At 40.7% G+C, this 14,899-nt stretch carries 16 protein-coding genes; 12 read left to right on the top strand and 4 right to left on the bottom strand.

What is annotated here, in order from left to right; all coding sequences use genetic code 11:
- Positions 1 to 394: 394 nt before the first annotated feature.
- Positions 395 to 1,219, top strand: coding sequence for a septal ring lytic transglycosylase RlpA family protein (locus tag APA_RS25250; RefSeq protein ID WP_236579604.1), 825 nt, complete (start codon positions 395 to 397; stop codon positions 1,217 to 1,219).
- 31 nt (positions 1,220 to 1,250) lie between these two features.
- Here the strand turns inward: APA_RS25250 and APA_RS15910 are convergent, their stop codons facing one another.
- Entirely contained in the window at positions 1,251 to 2,141 is an 891-nt protein-coding gene (locus tag APA_RS15910) for a vWA domain-containing protein (protein ID WP_201323244.1), read from the bottom strand.
- Between the two features lie 289 nt (positions 2,142 to 2,430).
- Here APA_RS15910 and APA_RS15905 point away from each other — a divergent pair, with 289 nt between their 5' ends.
- The 4 genes from APA_RS15905 (at position 2,431) to APA_RS15890 (ending at position 6,585) form a co-directional block, all read left to right on the top strand.
- Positions 2,431 to 3,912 (top strand): adenylate/guanylate cyclase domain-containing protein, encoded by a 1,482-nt coding sequence (locus tag APA_RS15905; RefSeq protein WP_201323243.1) that lies wholly within the window; start codon positions 2,431 to 2,433, stop codon positions 3,910 to 3,912.
- Positions 3,913 to 4,008: 96 nt separating this feature from the next.
- Positions 4,009 to 4,392: a PleD family two-component system response regulator gene (locus tag APA_RS15900; RefSeq protein WP_201323242.1), complete on the top strand. Its 384-nt coding sequence runs from the start codon at positions 4,009 to 4,011 to the stop codon at positions 4,390 to 4,392.
- A 1-nt stretch (position 4,393) separates the two neighbouring features.
- On the top strand, positions 4,394 to 5,668 hold the full coding sequence (locus APA_RS15895) for a VWA domain-containing protein (RefSeq protein ID WP_201323241.1): 1,275 nt from the start codon (positions 4,394 to 4,396) through the stop codon (positions 5,666 to 5,668).
- A gap of 86 nt (positions 5,669 to 5,754) precedes the next feature.
- Entirely contained in the window at positions 5,755 to 6,585 is an 831-nt protein-coding gene (locus APA_RS15890) for an FHA domain-containing protein (protein WP_201323240.1), read from the top strand.
- Positions 6,586 to 6,617: 32 nt separating this feature from the next.
- Here the strand turns inward: APA_RS15890 and APA_RS15885 are convergent, their stop codons facing one another.
- Both APA_RS15885 and APA_RS15880 read right to left on the bottom strand, forming a co-directional pair.
- Positions 6,618 to 7,922, bottom strand: a complete 1,305-nt coding sequence (locus tag APA_RS15885; protein WP_201323239.1) for an after-VIT domain-containing protein — start codon at positions 7,920 to 7,922, stop codon at positions 6,618 to 6,620.
- 213 nt (positions 7,923 to 8,135) lie between these two features.
- The gene (locus APA_RS15880; protein ID WP_201323238.1) at positions 8,136 to 8,750 is read right to left on the bottom strand and encodes a DedA family protein; all 615 of its coding nucleotides are present in this window, start codon (positions 8,748 to 8,750) and stop codon (positions 8,136 to 8,138) included.
- A 209-nt stretch (positions 8,751 to 8,959) separates the two neighbouring features.
- Here APA_RS15880 and APA_RS15875 point away from each other — a divergent pair, with 209 nt between their 5' ends.
- Positions 8,960 to 9,478, top strand: coding sequence for a hypothetical protein (locus APA_RS15875; protein WP_201323237.1), 519 nt, complete (start codon positions 8,960 to 8,962; stop codon positions 9,476 to 9,478).
- 150 nt (positions 9,479 to 9,628) lie between these two features.
- The gene (locus tag APA_RS15870; protein ID WP_201323236.1) at positions 9,629 to 11,524 is read left to right on the top strand and encodes an aminopeptidase P family N-terminal domain-containing protein; all 1,896 of its coding nucleotides are present in this window, start codon (positions 9,629 to 9,631) and stop codon (positions 11,522 to 11,524) included.
- A gap of 84 nt (positions 11,525 to 11,608) precedes the next feature.
- On the opposite strand, the gene APA_RS15865 is transcribed toward APA_RS15870, so the two are convergent.
- On the bottom strand, positions 11,609 to 11,794 hold the full coding sequence (locus tag APA_RS15865; protein ID WP_201323235.1) for a type II toxin-antitoxin system HicB family antitoxin: 186 nt from the start codon (positions 11,792 to 11,794) through the stop codon (positions 11,609 to 11,611).
- Positions 11,795 to 12,075: 281 nt separating this feature from the next.
- On the opposite strand from APA_RS15865, the gene APA_RS15860 reads away from it, so the two are divergent.
- The 5 genes from APA_RS15860 to APA_RS15840 all read left to right on the top strand — a co-directional run bounded on the left by APA_RS15860 (position 12,076) and on the right by APA_RS15840 (position 14,832).
- Entirely contained in the window at positions 12,076 to 13,185 is a 1,110-nt protein-coding gene (locus tag APA_RS15860) for a DUF262 domain-containing protein (RefSeq protein ID WP_201323234.1), read from the top strand.
- Positions 13,182 to 13,838, top strand: a complete 657-nt coding sequence (locus tag APA_RS15855) for an MAE_28990/MAE_18760 family HEPN-like nuclease (RefSeq protein WP_201323233.1) — start codon at positions 13,182 to 13,184, stop codon at positions 13,836 to 13,838. The genes APA_RS15860 and APA_RS15855 overlap by 4 nt, the downstream gene beginning before the upstream one ends.
- Before the next feature lie 69 nt (positions 13,839 to 13,907).
- On the top strand, positions 13,908 to 14,114 hold the full coding sequence (locus APA_RS15850) for a CopG family transcriptional regulator (RefSeq protein ID WP_201323232.1): 207 nt from the start codon (positions 13,908 to 13,910) through the stop codon (positions 14,112 to 14,114).
- Between the two features lie 280 nt (positions 14,115 to 14,394).
- Entirely contained in the window at positions 14,395 to 14,604 is a 210-nt protein-coding gene (locus tag APA_RS15845; RefSeq protein ID WP_201323247.1) for a type II toxin-antitoxin system HicB family antitoxin, read from the top strand.
- Positions 14,605 to 14,832: a type II toxin-antitoxin system HicA family toxin gene (locus tag APA_RS15840; protein ID WP_201323231.1), complete on the top strand. Its 228-nt coding sequence runs from the start codon at positions 14,605 to 14,607 to the stop codon at positions 14,830 to 14,832. It abuts the gene before it with no gap.
- Positions 14,833 to 14,899 lie beyond the last annotated feature (67 nt).

Below are 14,899 nucleotides of genomic sequence, written 5' to 3'. Positions count from 1 at the left end.
CCGCCACTCATCTTTTGGGTTTTATGTCCTAAGCAAAACTTACATTGCTATATATATTTAAATTTGCGATCGCAAATCTTATCAATAATCGAGCAACTTTCCTACTTATACCGATAGCGATCAAAGTTTTAAATGAATTTTTATGTCAAATTAGATACTAATAGTTCTATCTCTTTCTCAAGGATGATTTATGATCCCCGCTAATATCGTAGTTTTAAAGCTGCCTCTACTTTTAAATTGATTTTAAACCTCATATATTTAATCTTCTTGAATTTAAACTTTATCCATGTTAATTATTAACCTGTTTTTTGATCTCTACTAAGTAAGCAAATTTTACAATGCTCATTTTCAACGATTGCTTAAAAAACATCTCTGTTGCTTAACCTCTAAAACTATGTCTACCTCATCTGCTCTTTGGGCGATTCCTTTGGTTTCGCTTATCTCTGGTGCGTCTTCACCCACAATTTTAACTGATACATTTAATCAACCAATTAGTTATAGCGCCCCTCTAGCACATCAAGATAAATTTTTTGAAAGTGATTATTTATTAGCATCTAATAAACCCAAATATACGATCAAATTTTGGTCAAAGTCTGTAAATGAATGGATGATCATGGTGAATAATCAACCAGCATTTTTGGTTAAAGATTTGGCTAATGCCCTGATCGCATCGGCTCAACTTGCCATTACGATGAATGCCACAGACTTTGATTCCAATCGTCTAGAGCCAGTGACAATAAATGGTGAATATATTGGTAAGTATAAAAATGCGATCTTATTTAAAATCCCCAAATCAGAGGCTGTTAACCCTTCGCTAAAACTGACGCAATGGATTAATAACTTGCGGGTTAGTGCAGGAGCTAAGCCGCTAACTTTAGTAGAAGCCCAAAAACAAATGTATCGATTAGCTTCGACTGATGAACAGATTGATGGTGTTGCTTCTTGGTATGGCCCCTATTTTCAAGGTAGACAGACAGCCTCAGGTGAGCAATTTGAACAGCAAGATTTCACGGCGGCTCATCCTAGTTTGCCATTTGACACGTATCTAAAAGTTACCAATCAGCAAAATGGGAAGTCAGTGGTGGTAAGAATCAACGATCGCGGTCCCTATGTAGGCGATCGCAATCTTGATTTGTCCCATGCCGCTGCGATCGCCCTCAATAGCGATGAAGTTGGCGTTGTCCCAATCACCGCAACAGTACTAGTCCTAAACAATTAAATAAAAAACGGCGCATCGCGCCGCAATTTATTTATCGCAAGTTTTCGGTACGTGTACCAATATCAAGAAACTGAATTAGTTTTACAGGATCGGCATTAAACATAAAGGCTCTAGCATCAGGTGTGATCTTATAGCCTTCTTTCTCAGCGGCTTTTTGGGCAGCATAGGGCAGAGGGCTGGATAGATCGAACATTAAACGAGCATAGGGATCACTCAACACTTCTGCCGTATTGGGAAAAGACACAGGCTGTGTAAATTCTGCGGAGAGATGGATGTTATAGAGCAGAACTGAACCGTCAGAAGTACTCAATTTTTTGAGATTAATCGCTTCTTCCGTGGGGTCTCCATCGGTAGATTCGCCATCGGTAATGTTGATAATCGTCGGTGGATAGCTATTAGGGTGCTTCTCAATCCAGTCCTCTAGCAAAATTCGCGCCAGTGCAAATACACTGCACATAGCCGTTCCACCACTAGCGATCGGCTTAAACCAAATGGGAAAGTCATTGTAGACTTCAACTAAACCGCCCATACCATCAGGTAGTTTTTGAGCGCGTTTTTCTAGTTCAGACGGATTTTCATAAATTTTGCCAATTGGGGCGATCGCGTTCTCACCAGCAAGCCCGTTCAGAGCTGATGCAACTTCACTGTTGTAACCAATTACGCCAACATCAAAGTAATCATAAATTTCATTACCCTTGACGCAGCGTTGTCCAAGTGAGTCCAGCAAGCGATTTACCGCATCAGCAACTGCTTGCGCTTTCTGGATCGGTTCACTAGTCTTATGTAAGCTTTCATTTGCTCCTTTTGCTGTCCCTTTGCTAGCACTATCGTTAGAAAATGCATCCGCCATCGAACCAGATTGATCGATGAGGAATAGGAAACAACTAGGTTGACGGCGACTGATTTCTGCTGAGTAAGGCATATTAAACTTACCCGATTCCTTATTTTAAGTTGTGTCTCAAGAATTAAGTTCAGTCTAGCAAAGGTAAGCTCAATAAAAAACTTCCTGATCGAAATTCAGCTATTTCACTTAAGCGATCGCAATTATTAAATCAAACCCCAAAGAGTAGATGGCGGCGCTTCGCGCCGCCATCTACTCTTTGGGGTTCTTCCTAAGCATTATGGCGTTTGTTTCTACTCTATTAGTCGTTATCATATTTAGAATGGGCGGTTCTAAGTATTCTAAATATCGTTAATACAATTCTTAACTTATGCAATCTATTAGTCTCAAAAAGATACTGCTCAAAAGAGAGATATTATCCTTGTTGAGAGGATTAGTTACGCAACTCATTTCTCCGATTGTAATTCAAGATCAAGAAGGGGTGGTTTTGGTTGCAGATTTGGGAATGGATACAGCAACTACTCTTAGCGAAAACAGTCCAGAAAGCATTAACAATCTGACCGTCAATGAGGGTTTAAATAAAATCCCTGTGGTACTCGGCGATGAGATATTAGGATGGGTAATAGGTGACGAACAAGTTGAGCAAGTTGCTGATTTTTTGAGCTATTTAGCCAACCGTGAATTTGAGCAGAAAACTCTGGCGGCTGATGCTTTAGATAAATATCGAGAGATTAACCTCCTCTATACGATCGCTAGCAAAATGTCGAACTGTCTAGATGTGAAAGAAATCGGTGCTCTGGTACTTGAAGAAGCTAGTCGGTTAATTTCATCTACTAGCGCATCAGTGATGCTACATAATCATCAAACTAATTGTCTGGAAATTGTATCTGCTAAAGGCACTGCCGAGAATGTAAATAGCTTACAGGTTCCTGCTAATGTGGGAATTGCTGGTTATGTATTTACCACAGGTAGACCTGAGCTAGTCAATGATGCGACACAAGATCCTCGCTATGTCATCAATGAAAATGACTGCTATGCGATCATTTGTGCACCAATTCTGACCAAAGATCGAACTATTGGTGTAGTTAACATTAGTAATTCTGAGCCTGTTAGCTATACATCTCAAGACCTTAAACTTTTTTCAGCAATTGTTACCCAGGCTTCTGGAGCAATCGAGAATGCGATTCTTCACGAGAGTAAATTGCGAGAACAGAGAATCAAAAATAATTTAGAGCGCTATCTCTCGCCACAGGTGGCTGAGGCGGTAATTAATGAGAAAGAGGAAGTATCACTAACTACCAGTAGGCGGAGAATTGCCATGTTGTTTTCTGATATTCGTAATTTCACGACTAAGTGTGAAGAATTAGAGCCAGAGCAACTTGTGACTTATCTCAATGAATATTTTACGCAGATGGTGGATGTAATTTTCAATCATCAGGGAACGGTGAATAAGTTTGTGGGCGATATGATTGTGGCGATGTTTGGCGCTCCATCGGCGATCGCAGATCGTGAGTATTGGGCGATCGCGGCGGCAATCAATATGCAAAAGCGCATCAAAAATTTACCGATTGACTGGATTCGTGAGAACTTCATTACAGGGATTGGCATTAGTTCTGGGGATGTGATTGTCGGTAATATTGGCTCACCTCAGCATATGGACTACACTGCGATCGGTGATGAGATGAACATTGCTTCTCGGTTGCAGGGATTAGCAAAGGGTGGTCAGATTTTGGTGACGCGCAGTGTCTACGAAGCAACACAGTCTGCTTTTGAGTTTAGGGAGTTTGGAACTCTACCTGTCAAGGGAAAAAAGAAGCTAGTCGAAGTTTTTGAGGTAATCTATGAAGATTAGCAGAAGTACTGCGAAGTGCCACTTTTCTGGATTATTTTTAAGCGCTTAGCGCTGTAAGTGATACATTAGTTTTGAGATACATCGCAGGCTTGAAAGATGAGCAAAAAATTACTAATTGTTGACGATGAGCCGCATATCCGTTTGCTTTTGGAGCAAACCTTAGAAGAGCTGGAAGATCATGACGTAGAGCTATTGACAGCAACTAATGGTTTGGAAGCACTGGAGGCGATTCAGCGTGAAAAGCCAAATTTAGTATTCTTAGACGTAATGATGCCAAAGATGAATGGTTATGATGTATGTCAAAAAGTCAAAGCTGATCCTGAATTAAATGATGTATATATCATCATGCTGACAGCTAAGGGGCAAGAATTCGATCGCAGTCGAGGCAAAGATGTTGGGGCGGACATATACATGACTAAGCCTTTTGACCCTGATGAAATCCTAGAAAAATCCTGTGAAATCCTCGGAATAGAGACTTAAAATGAGCGTAAATTTGACCTGTAAGTTAAGCGATCGCACTCTCGATAGCAGCCAAGCCAGTAGTCAACGCCAGTTGGCGATCGCTGTTTCAGCGAACGCTGCTTTTGATGGTAATAATGCGCCGCTTAACTTGTGCCTTGTTTTAGATCACAGTGGCTCCATGGGAGGGCAGCCCCTTGACACGGTCAAACGCGCTGCTCAAGATCTAGTTGATTGCATGTATCCGCAAGATCGAATTAGTGTAATTGGGTTTGATCACAAGGCTCATGTGGTAGTCGAAAATCAACCCGTTGATCGGATTGAATCAATCAAAGCCAAGATTCAATCACTTAAAGCTTCGGGTGGCACTTGTATCGATGATGGTATCAAGTTGGGCTTACAGGAAAGCAGCAAGGGCAAAGATGGCACAGTAAGCCAGATTTTTGTGCTGACTGATGGCGAAAATGAGCATGGCGATAATGAACGTTGTTTCCAGTTTTCGCGCTTAGCCACTGAATACAACATGACCTTGCATAGCCTTGGTTTTGGTGATAGCTGGAATCAGGATGTACTGGAACGCATTGCTGACGCTGGCGGTGGTGCGATGGCGTATATCCCTACACCTGAGGTAGCAGGAGAAGAATTTCAGAAATTATTAAAACGTGTCCAAGCGATCAGACTGACCAATGCTCATTTAATTTTGCAGCTTGCACCCCATGTCAGGCTAGCGGAATTAAAGCCGATCGCCCAAGTTGCTCCTGACACAATCGAGCTGCCCTACCAAACCGAGGGGAATGCGATTATTGTTAGACTTGGCGATCTGATGACGGATGTAGAAAGGGTGGTGCTATTTAATCTTTATATCAGCCCTGCTAGTTACATTGCCGAATATCCTGATAATTTGGAAATTCCGATTTTGACGGCCCAAGCCCGTTTTGACATCCCTGCCCTAGCAAAAACTAATTCATTGTCATCATTAGTAGCAATCACGGCAGAGTTAGTTCAAGACTTTACGCCAAATGTCGATCCGCAGGTGCAGAATTATTTATTAGCTTTAGCCAAATATCGCCAAACCCAACTTGCAGAACAAAAGCTACAACAGGGCGATCGCACTGGGGCGGCGACAATGTTACAATCTGCTGCTAAAACAGCTTTGCAAATGGGCGATCACAATGCCTCAACGATCTTGCAAAACAATGCAACCCGTCTCCAAGAAGGCACGACTCTAAGCGAAGCTGATCGCAAAAAAACACGTATCGCGTCCAAAACTGTACTGCAATCGCCACCAAGTCCTTAAATTTTAGATTAAGTAAGTGTCTCTAGACGCTGATCATCGCAATGTTCATCGCGAATGTATAAAACTATCCATCTTAAGTTGCCCTTATGATTATTTGTCCTAGTTGCACCCATGCCAACCCTGACGGAGCCGTAAACTGCGAAGCCTGTTTTACGCCGTTACCAATTGTCAAAAATATTCAATGTCCTAGTTGTGGTGCAACTGTGTTATCAGATGCTAAGTTTTGCGGACATTGTGGGTTTAATCTGAGTGCAGCAACGTCAACCAATCCACTCCCAGATGTTAATGCTGAAATAAAAGCTAAAAGTGCGATCGCGCCATCAATCGATCCATCAACTGAAATTTTCCCTTTACCATCTATTTCCAGCGATATGTCAAATTCTTTTCCTGATGCAATGACTGAAGATGATTCTGCCGCAAATTTAGTCGCTAATTCTTTCGCCGAGGGACCAACTGTTCCCAAGTTTACCGATATCGAAAACTTGCTCGCAGCAGAGGAGCAAAATCCATCTGTAACCACACCTATAACTACACCTGTGAATGAGCCAATTAGTGCGCCGATGAGTATCAAGACACAGTTACAGCAATTCGCTGCGTCTTTGCTACATGTGCAGACTAATCTAAATATCGAAATTCCTGCGCATTTACCAGTAGTGCATATTGGTAAATCAAATACGGTAATTCCTCCCGATATTGATGTGTCGGGTTTCCCAGATTCAGATATTGTTTCGCGTATCCATGCGGATATCCGTGCTGAGGCTGGCTCTTTTTACCTTGAGGATACAGGTAGCTCCAATGGTACTTATGTCAATAATTTGCCCTTACCTGTGGGCAATCGTCATAAGCTCAGGGCAGGCGATCGCATTTCTCTCGGTAAAGGTGACAAAGTTAGCTTTGTATTTCAACTGACCCCATAACGCAATAGAGTGCTTTCGCTTTGCGCCCTTTTTTATGGGGATAATTGCAGCACTAGACGGATTTTGCCATTGGTAGGATTAGGCGATCGCCAGTTTAAAATGAGCTTTTCTACTTCGGAGATCGTATTGGCATCTTTCAATATCGAACCTTGATTATCAGTAGATATATTACTAATGCGATCGCCTGAAATCTCTAACTCGAAGGTGATCGTACCTCTTGTGGATGTAGTGATTTGCTGAGTTTGGATGTAACGAACTAAAGCTGAGGTTATATCACTTGGAAGTTCTGATTGAATCTGTAAAACTTTGATATTAACTTTGATATTAGTTATGGCATTGTTACTAGTCACACGAGACTCTGTCGAGGGAATAGATAACGGTGCAAATGGGGCTGTAGATGATGGAGCAGATTCACCTGCTATTGTTGTTGGTTGAGAAGAATTATCAATTTTTGGAGCCTCTAATTGCCTTGGTCTTGTCGTTGGACTTGATGGTTTTATCGCCCCCGTAATAGATGGAAGATTATCCGTCGCACGTTGGGAATTAATAGAATCAGCAACACCAGATTCTGGCACGATCTCGACTTTACTGGATTGCTCTAGATCCTTGCGGTCGCGATTTATATTTTGTGGAGATTGAGAGCGGCTAGCAGCAGCAGGAGCCTTTGCTACATTGCTTTTTTCTTCAGAAAGAGAAGGTTTAGATCCAAGAGTAATCGGATTAGTAGATTTGGGAGAGGCATCCACTTTTGCACGATTTTCTACTTTGTTGTCTAAACTAACGGGAGGTATTGATGCTTTCTCAGGATCGTTAGCAGCAGGCGTAGAAGCAATTTGATAGCTGGGTTGCTCACCAAATGGTGGCGAAATCAGACGGATTGTGCCAATACTGACACCGACGATCGCGATCGCTCCTGCAACAATTTTGAGCCAGTTTGGATTGAGGCGGCGCACTTCCAGTACTAAGTTTGGCAAAATCACAAACTCATTGGTACAGAGTTCTAGACTTTCGTACAGGTCAAATAATTGTAAAGTCGAGAGTTGCAACTTCGGTAATTGGGGAACGGCGATCGCATGATCGAGAGTTTCAAAGTCATCTTGTATCAACCAGCGATCGCAATAGGCGGTAACGACTTCGATTAAATTGACAATTTGCTGCTGATTGCCTTTAATAATTTTTTTGCCGTGAGCTAATTGCAGACGAAAGCTCAAATTTTGAGCAACAATTTGTGATTGCCAATCCGATAGAGGCGATCGCTCTGTCCAGACCTCTAGGAGACAGGTCGGCAATTCGTAGCGGCGGCTCAATGTATTTGATTCCGAATGTGAGTAACGCATGGGGCTTATATTTGGCGAGTTTGGCGCTTGCCCTGACTGAATCTAGCTATTCTGATTATATAGGTGATTTTAGTTTCTTAACAGCGGTTTGCGGTCAAACCCAAATCCAAAAACCCGTTAAAAGTGCTGCTTTGCAACACTTTTAACGGGTTTTTGGTTCGTTGGATTGTAAATTGTTTGGGTGGGCTTCGCCTGCCCAAAAAGTTTTGGGTTTTATTTGCGCGATCGCTTCCATAGGCGATAGCCAATAAATGAGGCGATCGCTAGCAAAACACCAAAAACTACGACCTTGGTAATCACATCAATATAGTCTTCGACTAACTTGTAGTTTTTACCCAAGAAGTAACCCGCATAGGTTAATAAAGTTACCCAGCCAATCGTCCCAATCGTGGAATAGATAAAGAATGGGACTATAGGCATTTTGCTAATACCTGCGGGAATGGAAATCAAAGTGCGAATGCCAGGAACCAGCCGACCGAATAAAACTGCCTTTGAGCCATGCTTTTGAAACCAATTCGTCGATTTCTCAATGTCTTCGCCAGAAATGCCAATCCATTTACCATAGCGACTTGCTAACAATTGTAATCGCTGTTGTCCGAGCAATAGCCCCGCATAGTACCAAGGGATCGCGCCCAAGATCGTACCAATTACTCCTGCGGCGATCGCAGGAACAACCTGAATTTGTGTATTGGGAAAAGTTGCGGTATATCCCGCCAAAGGCATAATCAACTCTGAAGGAATTGGTGGGAACAGATTTTCTAAAAACATCAGTAACCCAATCCCTAGATAGCCTAGGGAGTTCATGGTATTAGTAATCCATTCCTGCATTGTATTCGCCCAGTTATAAAGTTGCTTATTTGCCAAACATCCTTTTAAACCCTACCAAAAATCGTAGCGAATGTAGCGATTTAGATCGTCAATAAAGGTTATGTTAGTAGAATACGTCGCTAATTGTATTTGTAAGCGTATCTCTAAAGCGCAAATTATTACGGTGCAATTACATAAATTTCACATAAGGTAATTGTAGCTAATAGCCCATGAAAAAGTCTTTTATTTATCGCAGTTTACAAGTTGCCTCGGCAGTCACAGTTTTCTCTATGATCTCGATGTGGGCTTCCTCAAACCATATAGACTTTATCTCTAATTTTCTGACGCAGATAGATTCGCTGTTAGTCATTCTGGTGATTGCTGTAGGGCTACCCTATTTTTGTTATACCGTTTTGGGTAAGCTCTATACTCCACCTAAAGCTAGAAATTTTGATAAATTTTCTAGGTCAGGTACTTCGACCCCCGATCAAGATGAATTTAATGGGATTGTTGAAGAAGAAATTGAAGTCATGCAGTATCGAGGAAATCGATACAAACCAGAAGACTTAGCGATTAAAAGCGATCAAAAAAATGTTGGTGAGTCTCAGCCTGTCATCAAATATCGCGGAGCAAATGTTGCGAATATTTCAGATGAGACTTCTCAAGACTTACTAAATTCTACAAAAGACTCCCAAAAGTCTGCCAAACCGAAAGAGCGGATCAAATATCGTGGATCTTATGTAGATTAAAAATAAAAGCGGCCCATTGCGCCACCTTTATAAAAACTAAAACCCAAAAAGGCAAAGCGCCCGCATAGCGGGCGCTTTGCCTTTTTGGGTTTTAAGCCAAGGTACTTAGGTTAGAATTTTCATAGACCAAATTATATTCTCCAAAACTTCATGGTTTTATTGCAGACTTTGCCCGCAGAATCCCCATCTATTGAATCAAAAGGAACTGCTCAGAAATTTGCCGCTCTGCGATCGCAACTCGCCAAACATAAGTTAGATGCTTATTTTGTCCCTTCAGCCGATGAGCATCTCAATGAATATCTACCCGAAGCCAAACAACGTCGTCAATGGATTAGTGGCTTTACTGGCTCCGCAGGTGATTTTTTAATTGGTACTGATCGGGCTTGGGTATTTGTGGATTCGCGTTATTACGAGCAAGCGGATATGCAAGTAGATGCGAATCTCCAAAAGGTTTGCAAAGTTGGTCTAGAAGAGCATCAAACCGTAGAAGAAGTGCTTGAAGAACTTGGTCAAACTGCTGCAAAACAATTGCAAACCTTGCGATTAGGTATTGATCCCTTTACAATTACTGTCGCTCAATATCGCCACTTCTCAGAACGTTTGAACAACAGTGGAGTAGAGATAGTTCCAATTATCGAAAACTTAGTAGATGCAGTGCGATCGCAAAGTCCTTGGATAGAAAGTGAACCAGTTCCAACCTTTGGCGATCAACCCGTAATTACTCTTCCTGAATCAGTTACTGGTGAGAGTTTAGCCAAAAAATTAGAGCGCGTCCGCGAAGTCATGGGCAAGAAGAAAACATCAGTTTTACCTGTGACTAAGCTAGATCAGATTGCATGGCTTTACAATTTGCGCGGTCGTGATGTCGAATGCAATCCTGTATTTATTAGCTATGCGATCGTCACTACAACTGATGCATATCTCTTTACAAATTCATCGCGCATTGATGAGCTAGTGCGTCAGTCTCTGGCTGGGCAGGTGCAAATTCTAGATTACGAGCAATACATTCCCACCCTGCGATCGCTAGTTGCTGAACAGCAGAATGTACTGGTTGCGATCGCCCAAACCACCTATGGCACATATCTGCAACTTAAGGATGTCAAAGCGAAAATAGTTGCTGCTGAACATCCAATCGAGACTTTCAAAGCGCATAAGAATGCTGTAGAAATCGCCCAAATGCAACAAGCTAACCTCAAGGCTAGCTTTGCTAAAACTCTTACTCTCAAATGGATAGAAGAACAAATCGATGCTGGCAACACCATCAGTGAACGTGATGTTGCCGATAAAATTGAAGGCTTATATAAGCAGCAAGAAGGTTTCTACGATCTCAGCTTCCCAACGATCGCAGGTACTGGTGCGAATGGCTCCATCGTCCATTACAGCAATCCTAATCCCGCTTGCAAGCTTCTCCATGGCGAATTGCTGCTATTGGATTCTGGCTCACAATTTTACGGCGGGACTACCGATGATACTCGTGCCATTAGCATCAGCAAGCCGACTACCGAACAATGCGATCTCTATACGGAAGTTCTCAAGTCCCATATCAATTGCGCGATGCAAAAATTCCCTAAAGGCACAACTGGTAGCCAAATCGATGGTATTGCCCGTTCTTCAATGTGGCAAAGTGGACTTGATTTTGGACATGGCACTGGTCACGGCGTAGGCGTATTCCTCAATGTCCATGAGGGACCAAATGGTATCAGTAAGCGCGTTAATCAATCTCTCGATCTGGGTACAATCAACAGCATCGAACCAGGCTACTATCAACCGAAATGGGGCGGTATTCGCTTGGAAAACCTATATTTTGTGAAAGAAGTGGAGCAAGAATTAGACAGTTCTCAGGAGCCAAATCCCAATAAAACCCCTTGGTACGAGTTTGAATCCTTGACTTACATTCCCTTTGACAGGAAACTGATCGATCGCAGCAAGCTAAATCCTCAACAAATCTCATGGTTGGAAAGCTACTATGCATCTGTGGTGCAGAAATTATCTCCTTTACTCACAGATGAGGAAACGGTTTGGTTAAATCAAGCTTGTAACTTTTGATGCGGTTTACGATCGCCTGATGTAGTCTTGGGGTGTGATGGTACTAGTGATGATGGGATTGGGCGATCGCTTACTTGCCACTATTCAAATAAATTTTAGAATTTCTTGGGGACTTGCAATTTCAAAAAATAATTCGATCGCTTCAATCAGGTTTTTTCTGGCTTCTTCTACGGAGTCGCCTTGACTGGCAATATCTATCTGTGGGCAAAGGGATACATAGCCGTCGCCTTCACGTTCGATGATACAGGTTAGTTGTTTGAGTTGTTTCATAGTTTATAACTATAGAAGTAAATTATCAGCGATCTCCTGAACAGGTGTCAGTAATCTCACAACTTTTAGGCTGTAATTGTGATACTCATTAGTGTTACCTAATTATGAGATTGGCTATAAATATCTCATTTTATAAAAAACTTTTGAAATGATGCCTGAATAAGTATAGTTATTTAGCAGTCTTACCATTGTTAATGTCTAGGTATTGCTATCACTTAAGCATAGTTATACAGTTATCATTAGAATATCTAAGATGCATGATTATTTAAGGTCTACTAAAAATGTCTCTCCAAGAAGAAATTGATAAAACAAGACAGGAAATTCGGACAGATGGCTACTCAATGTCTATTGGTGAGTGGATAAGCCTTTACGAGAAAAACGAAATTGATATTCATCCCGATTTTCAAAGATTTTTTCGCTGGTCAGAGCATCAGAAATCGACTTTTATTGAATCAATTCTTTTAGGTATACCAATCCCACCTATTTTTGTTAGTCAAAGAGATGATGGTATTTGGGATGTTATTGATGGTCTACAAAGATTATCAACAATATATGAATTTATTGGTATCTTTAGATCTCATAATCAAACTGAGAATAGCTCATTAGTAGCATTACAAGAAACAACGTATTTACCTTCTTTAAAAGGGAAAAAATGGGATGATCCAGAAGATGCAGATAACTCCCTAACTCAAGCACAGAGGTTAATCATTAAACGGTCAAAAATTGCAGTACATATTATTCAAAAAGAAAGCGATGAAATGATCAAATACGAGCTATTTCAGAGATTGAATACTGGAGGCTCTATTGCGACACCACAAGAGGTGAGGAATTGTATTCTTTTGATGTTGAATAAGGATTTATTTGATTTGGTTAGACAACTTGCAGATAGTGAATCGTTCAAAAGCTGTATTGCTCTAAGTGATAGACTTTATGAAGAACAGTATGATATGGAATTGGTGTTACGCTTTATTCTGCTATTTGATAAAGATGATGAAAGCCTTCAGAAGTTAGGTGGAGACGTTAGCGTCTTTTTAACTGATAGAATGCGTGAAATGGCTCTCAAAGAAGATTTAAATATTGAGCGTATAAAGGAAGCATTTAATTGGACATTCAATATTCTTGATCAAACCACGAAAGATAACAGTTTTAAGCGTTATAAAACTGATAGCGATAGGTTCCTTGGAGGCTTCATATTGTCTGCATATGAGGTAATCGCTTTAGGAATTGGATATAACTACCAAAATCCACTTCCTACTAATCAAGTTTCTGATCACATAAAAAGCATCTGGTCAGATCCGATTTATCAACAGTGGTCAGGAGCAGGTGTAAATGCGTCTAGACGATTACCCTTTCTCATCCCCCTTGGCAGACGCAAGTTTTCTCCTTTATGAAGATCCGAACTCTTGAAGAATTAAGTGATAAACTCGCTAAAGATCTTGTTTGGCGAAAGAGAGAGCTTTCCGAAATCAAATCTTTGATAGAACAGAAAAGTCTCTCAAATCAAAGACATAATGCGTTGCTTAGGAGTGGGGTATGTATTCTTTATTCTCATTGGGAAGGGTTTGTAAAACTAGCGGCAATCTCTTATTTAGAGTACGTTATAGCAAGAAAACTAAAATATAATCAGCTTTCTAAGAATTTTTTGGCTTTAGCTATGAAATCACAACTTAGAGAAGCAAAAGAGACAAATAAACCGTCATCATTCATCCCTGTTTGTAATTTTTTTCTTTCGCAATTAGATCAAAGATGTTCCTTGCCTGAACCTAAAGATGCAATATCAACTGCATCAAATCTATCTTCTGAAATCTTAAAAGAAATAACTGAGATTCTTGGTCTAGACTTTTTACCATATTCTACTAAAATCGTATTGATTGATGTCAAGTTATTAAAATCAAGGAATGAAATCGCACATGGAAACGATTATAGTGAGATGCCTGATAGGGAAGCATATATAGAGCTACATGAAGAAGTTATAACAATGCTTGAAATATTTCGCACTCAAATAGAAAATTCTGCCGCATTAAAAAAATTTATGCATAATTAGCTTGGAATTGCATAAATTCAACGGCTTGAGATAAAAAATAATACCTTGGCAATACCCTCTCCTTATTTTATGAAACCCACCGTTATATATCTTCCCCAAGAAACCGAACAAATCCTTGAGCAACTATCAGTACAAGGAGGAAAAACACCTTCGGAAATTATTCAAGAAGCAATCCAACTTTATGTTGTGAATAAGAAAAAGACATTGCCTAAATGCGTTGGTATGGGCAAAAGTGGAATCTCCGATCTCTCTGAACGGGTAGACGAATTACTTTAAAAAGAATGATTAAAGCGATCACTGACGCACTTCAAAAATAATTGAAACTAATCGAAACCAATAATCAAACAAAAAATAGCTGGGTCTTCTGGGTTTAAGGGGTAAATGGTGGATTATTGATACAATTATTCGCGACATGATAAGGCTATAACTTTTGCTCGGTTAAGCTTCTGGCTACTATTAGCTGCGCTTATCCCCATGAACTCAAAAGACCCAAATAGCTAAACAAAGATTTGATTAGAGTTGTAATGACTGACGCACAAAATAGAGGAATGAAATGATGAAAGGTAAAGAGTTTTATGTAGTCATCGAAAGAGATGAAGATGGTGTATACATTGGTGAAGTTCCGCAACTTCGCGCTTGTTATAGCCAAGGAGATACCATTGACGAACTAATGCTAAATATGCGAGAAGTCATTGAAATATGTCTTGAAGAACTTGCCGAAGAAACTTTCACTGAATTTATTGGCGTTCAGAAACTGGTGGTCTAAATGGCAAAATTACCAGATCTCACCAGCAAAGAACTGATTGCAGCTTTGACAAAAATAGGCTTTGAAAACGTGAGGCAAAAAGGTAGTCATGTTCGGATGAAACATGAAGATGGGAGAGTTGTAACAATTCCCGTCCATTCAGGCAAAACTATCGGTAAAGGCTTACTCCTCAAAATCTTGCGCGATGCCGATCTCACAAAAGAGCAATTAATCGATTTATTGGCTTAGTACTGCTTACGAAATCTCCTTGTAAACCCGCAAAGCCTTATAATAGTAGAGACACTTAGTAAGAATT

The organism is Pseudanabaena sp. lw0831 (assembly GCF_016584665.1).
Lineage (GTDB): Bacteria > Cyanobacteriota > Cyanobacteriia > Pseudanabaenales > Pseudanabaenaceae > Pseudanabaena.
This window is presented reverse-complemented; position numbering and strand designations above follow the sequence as displayed.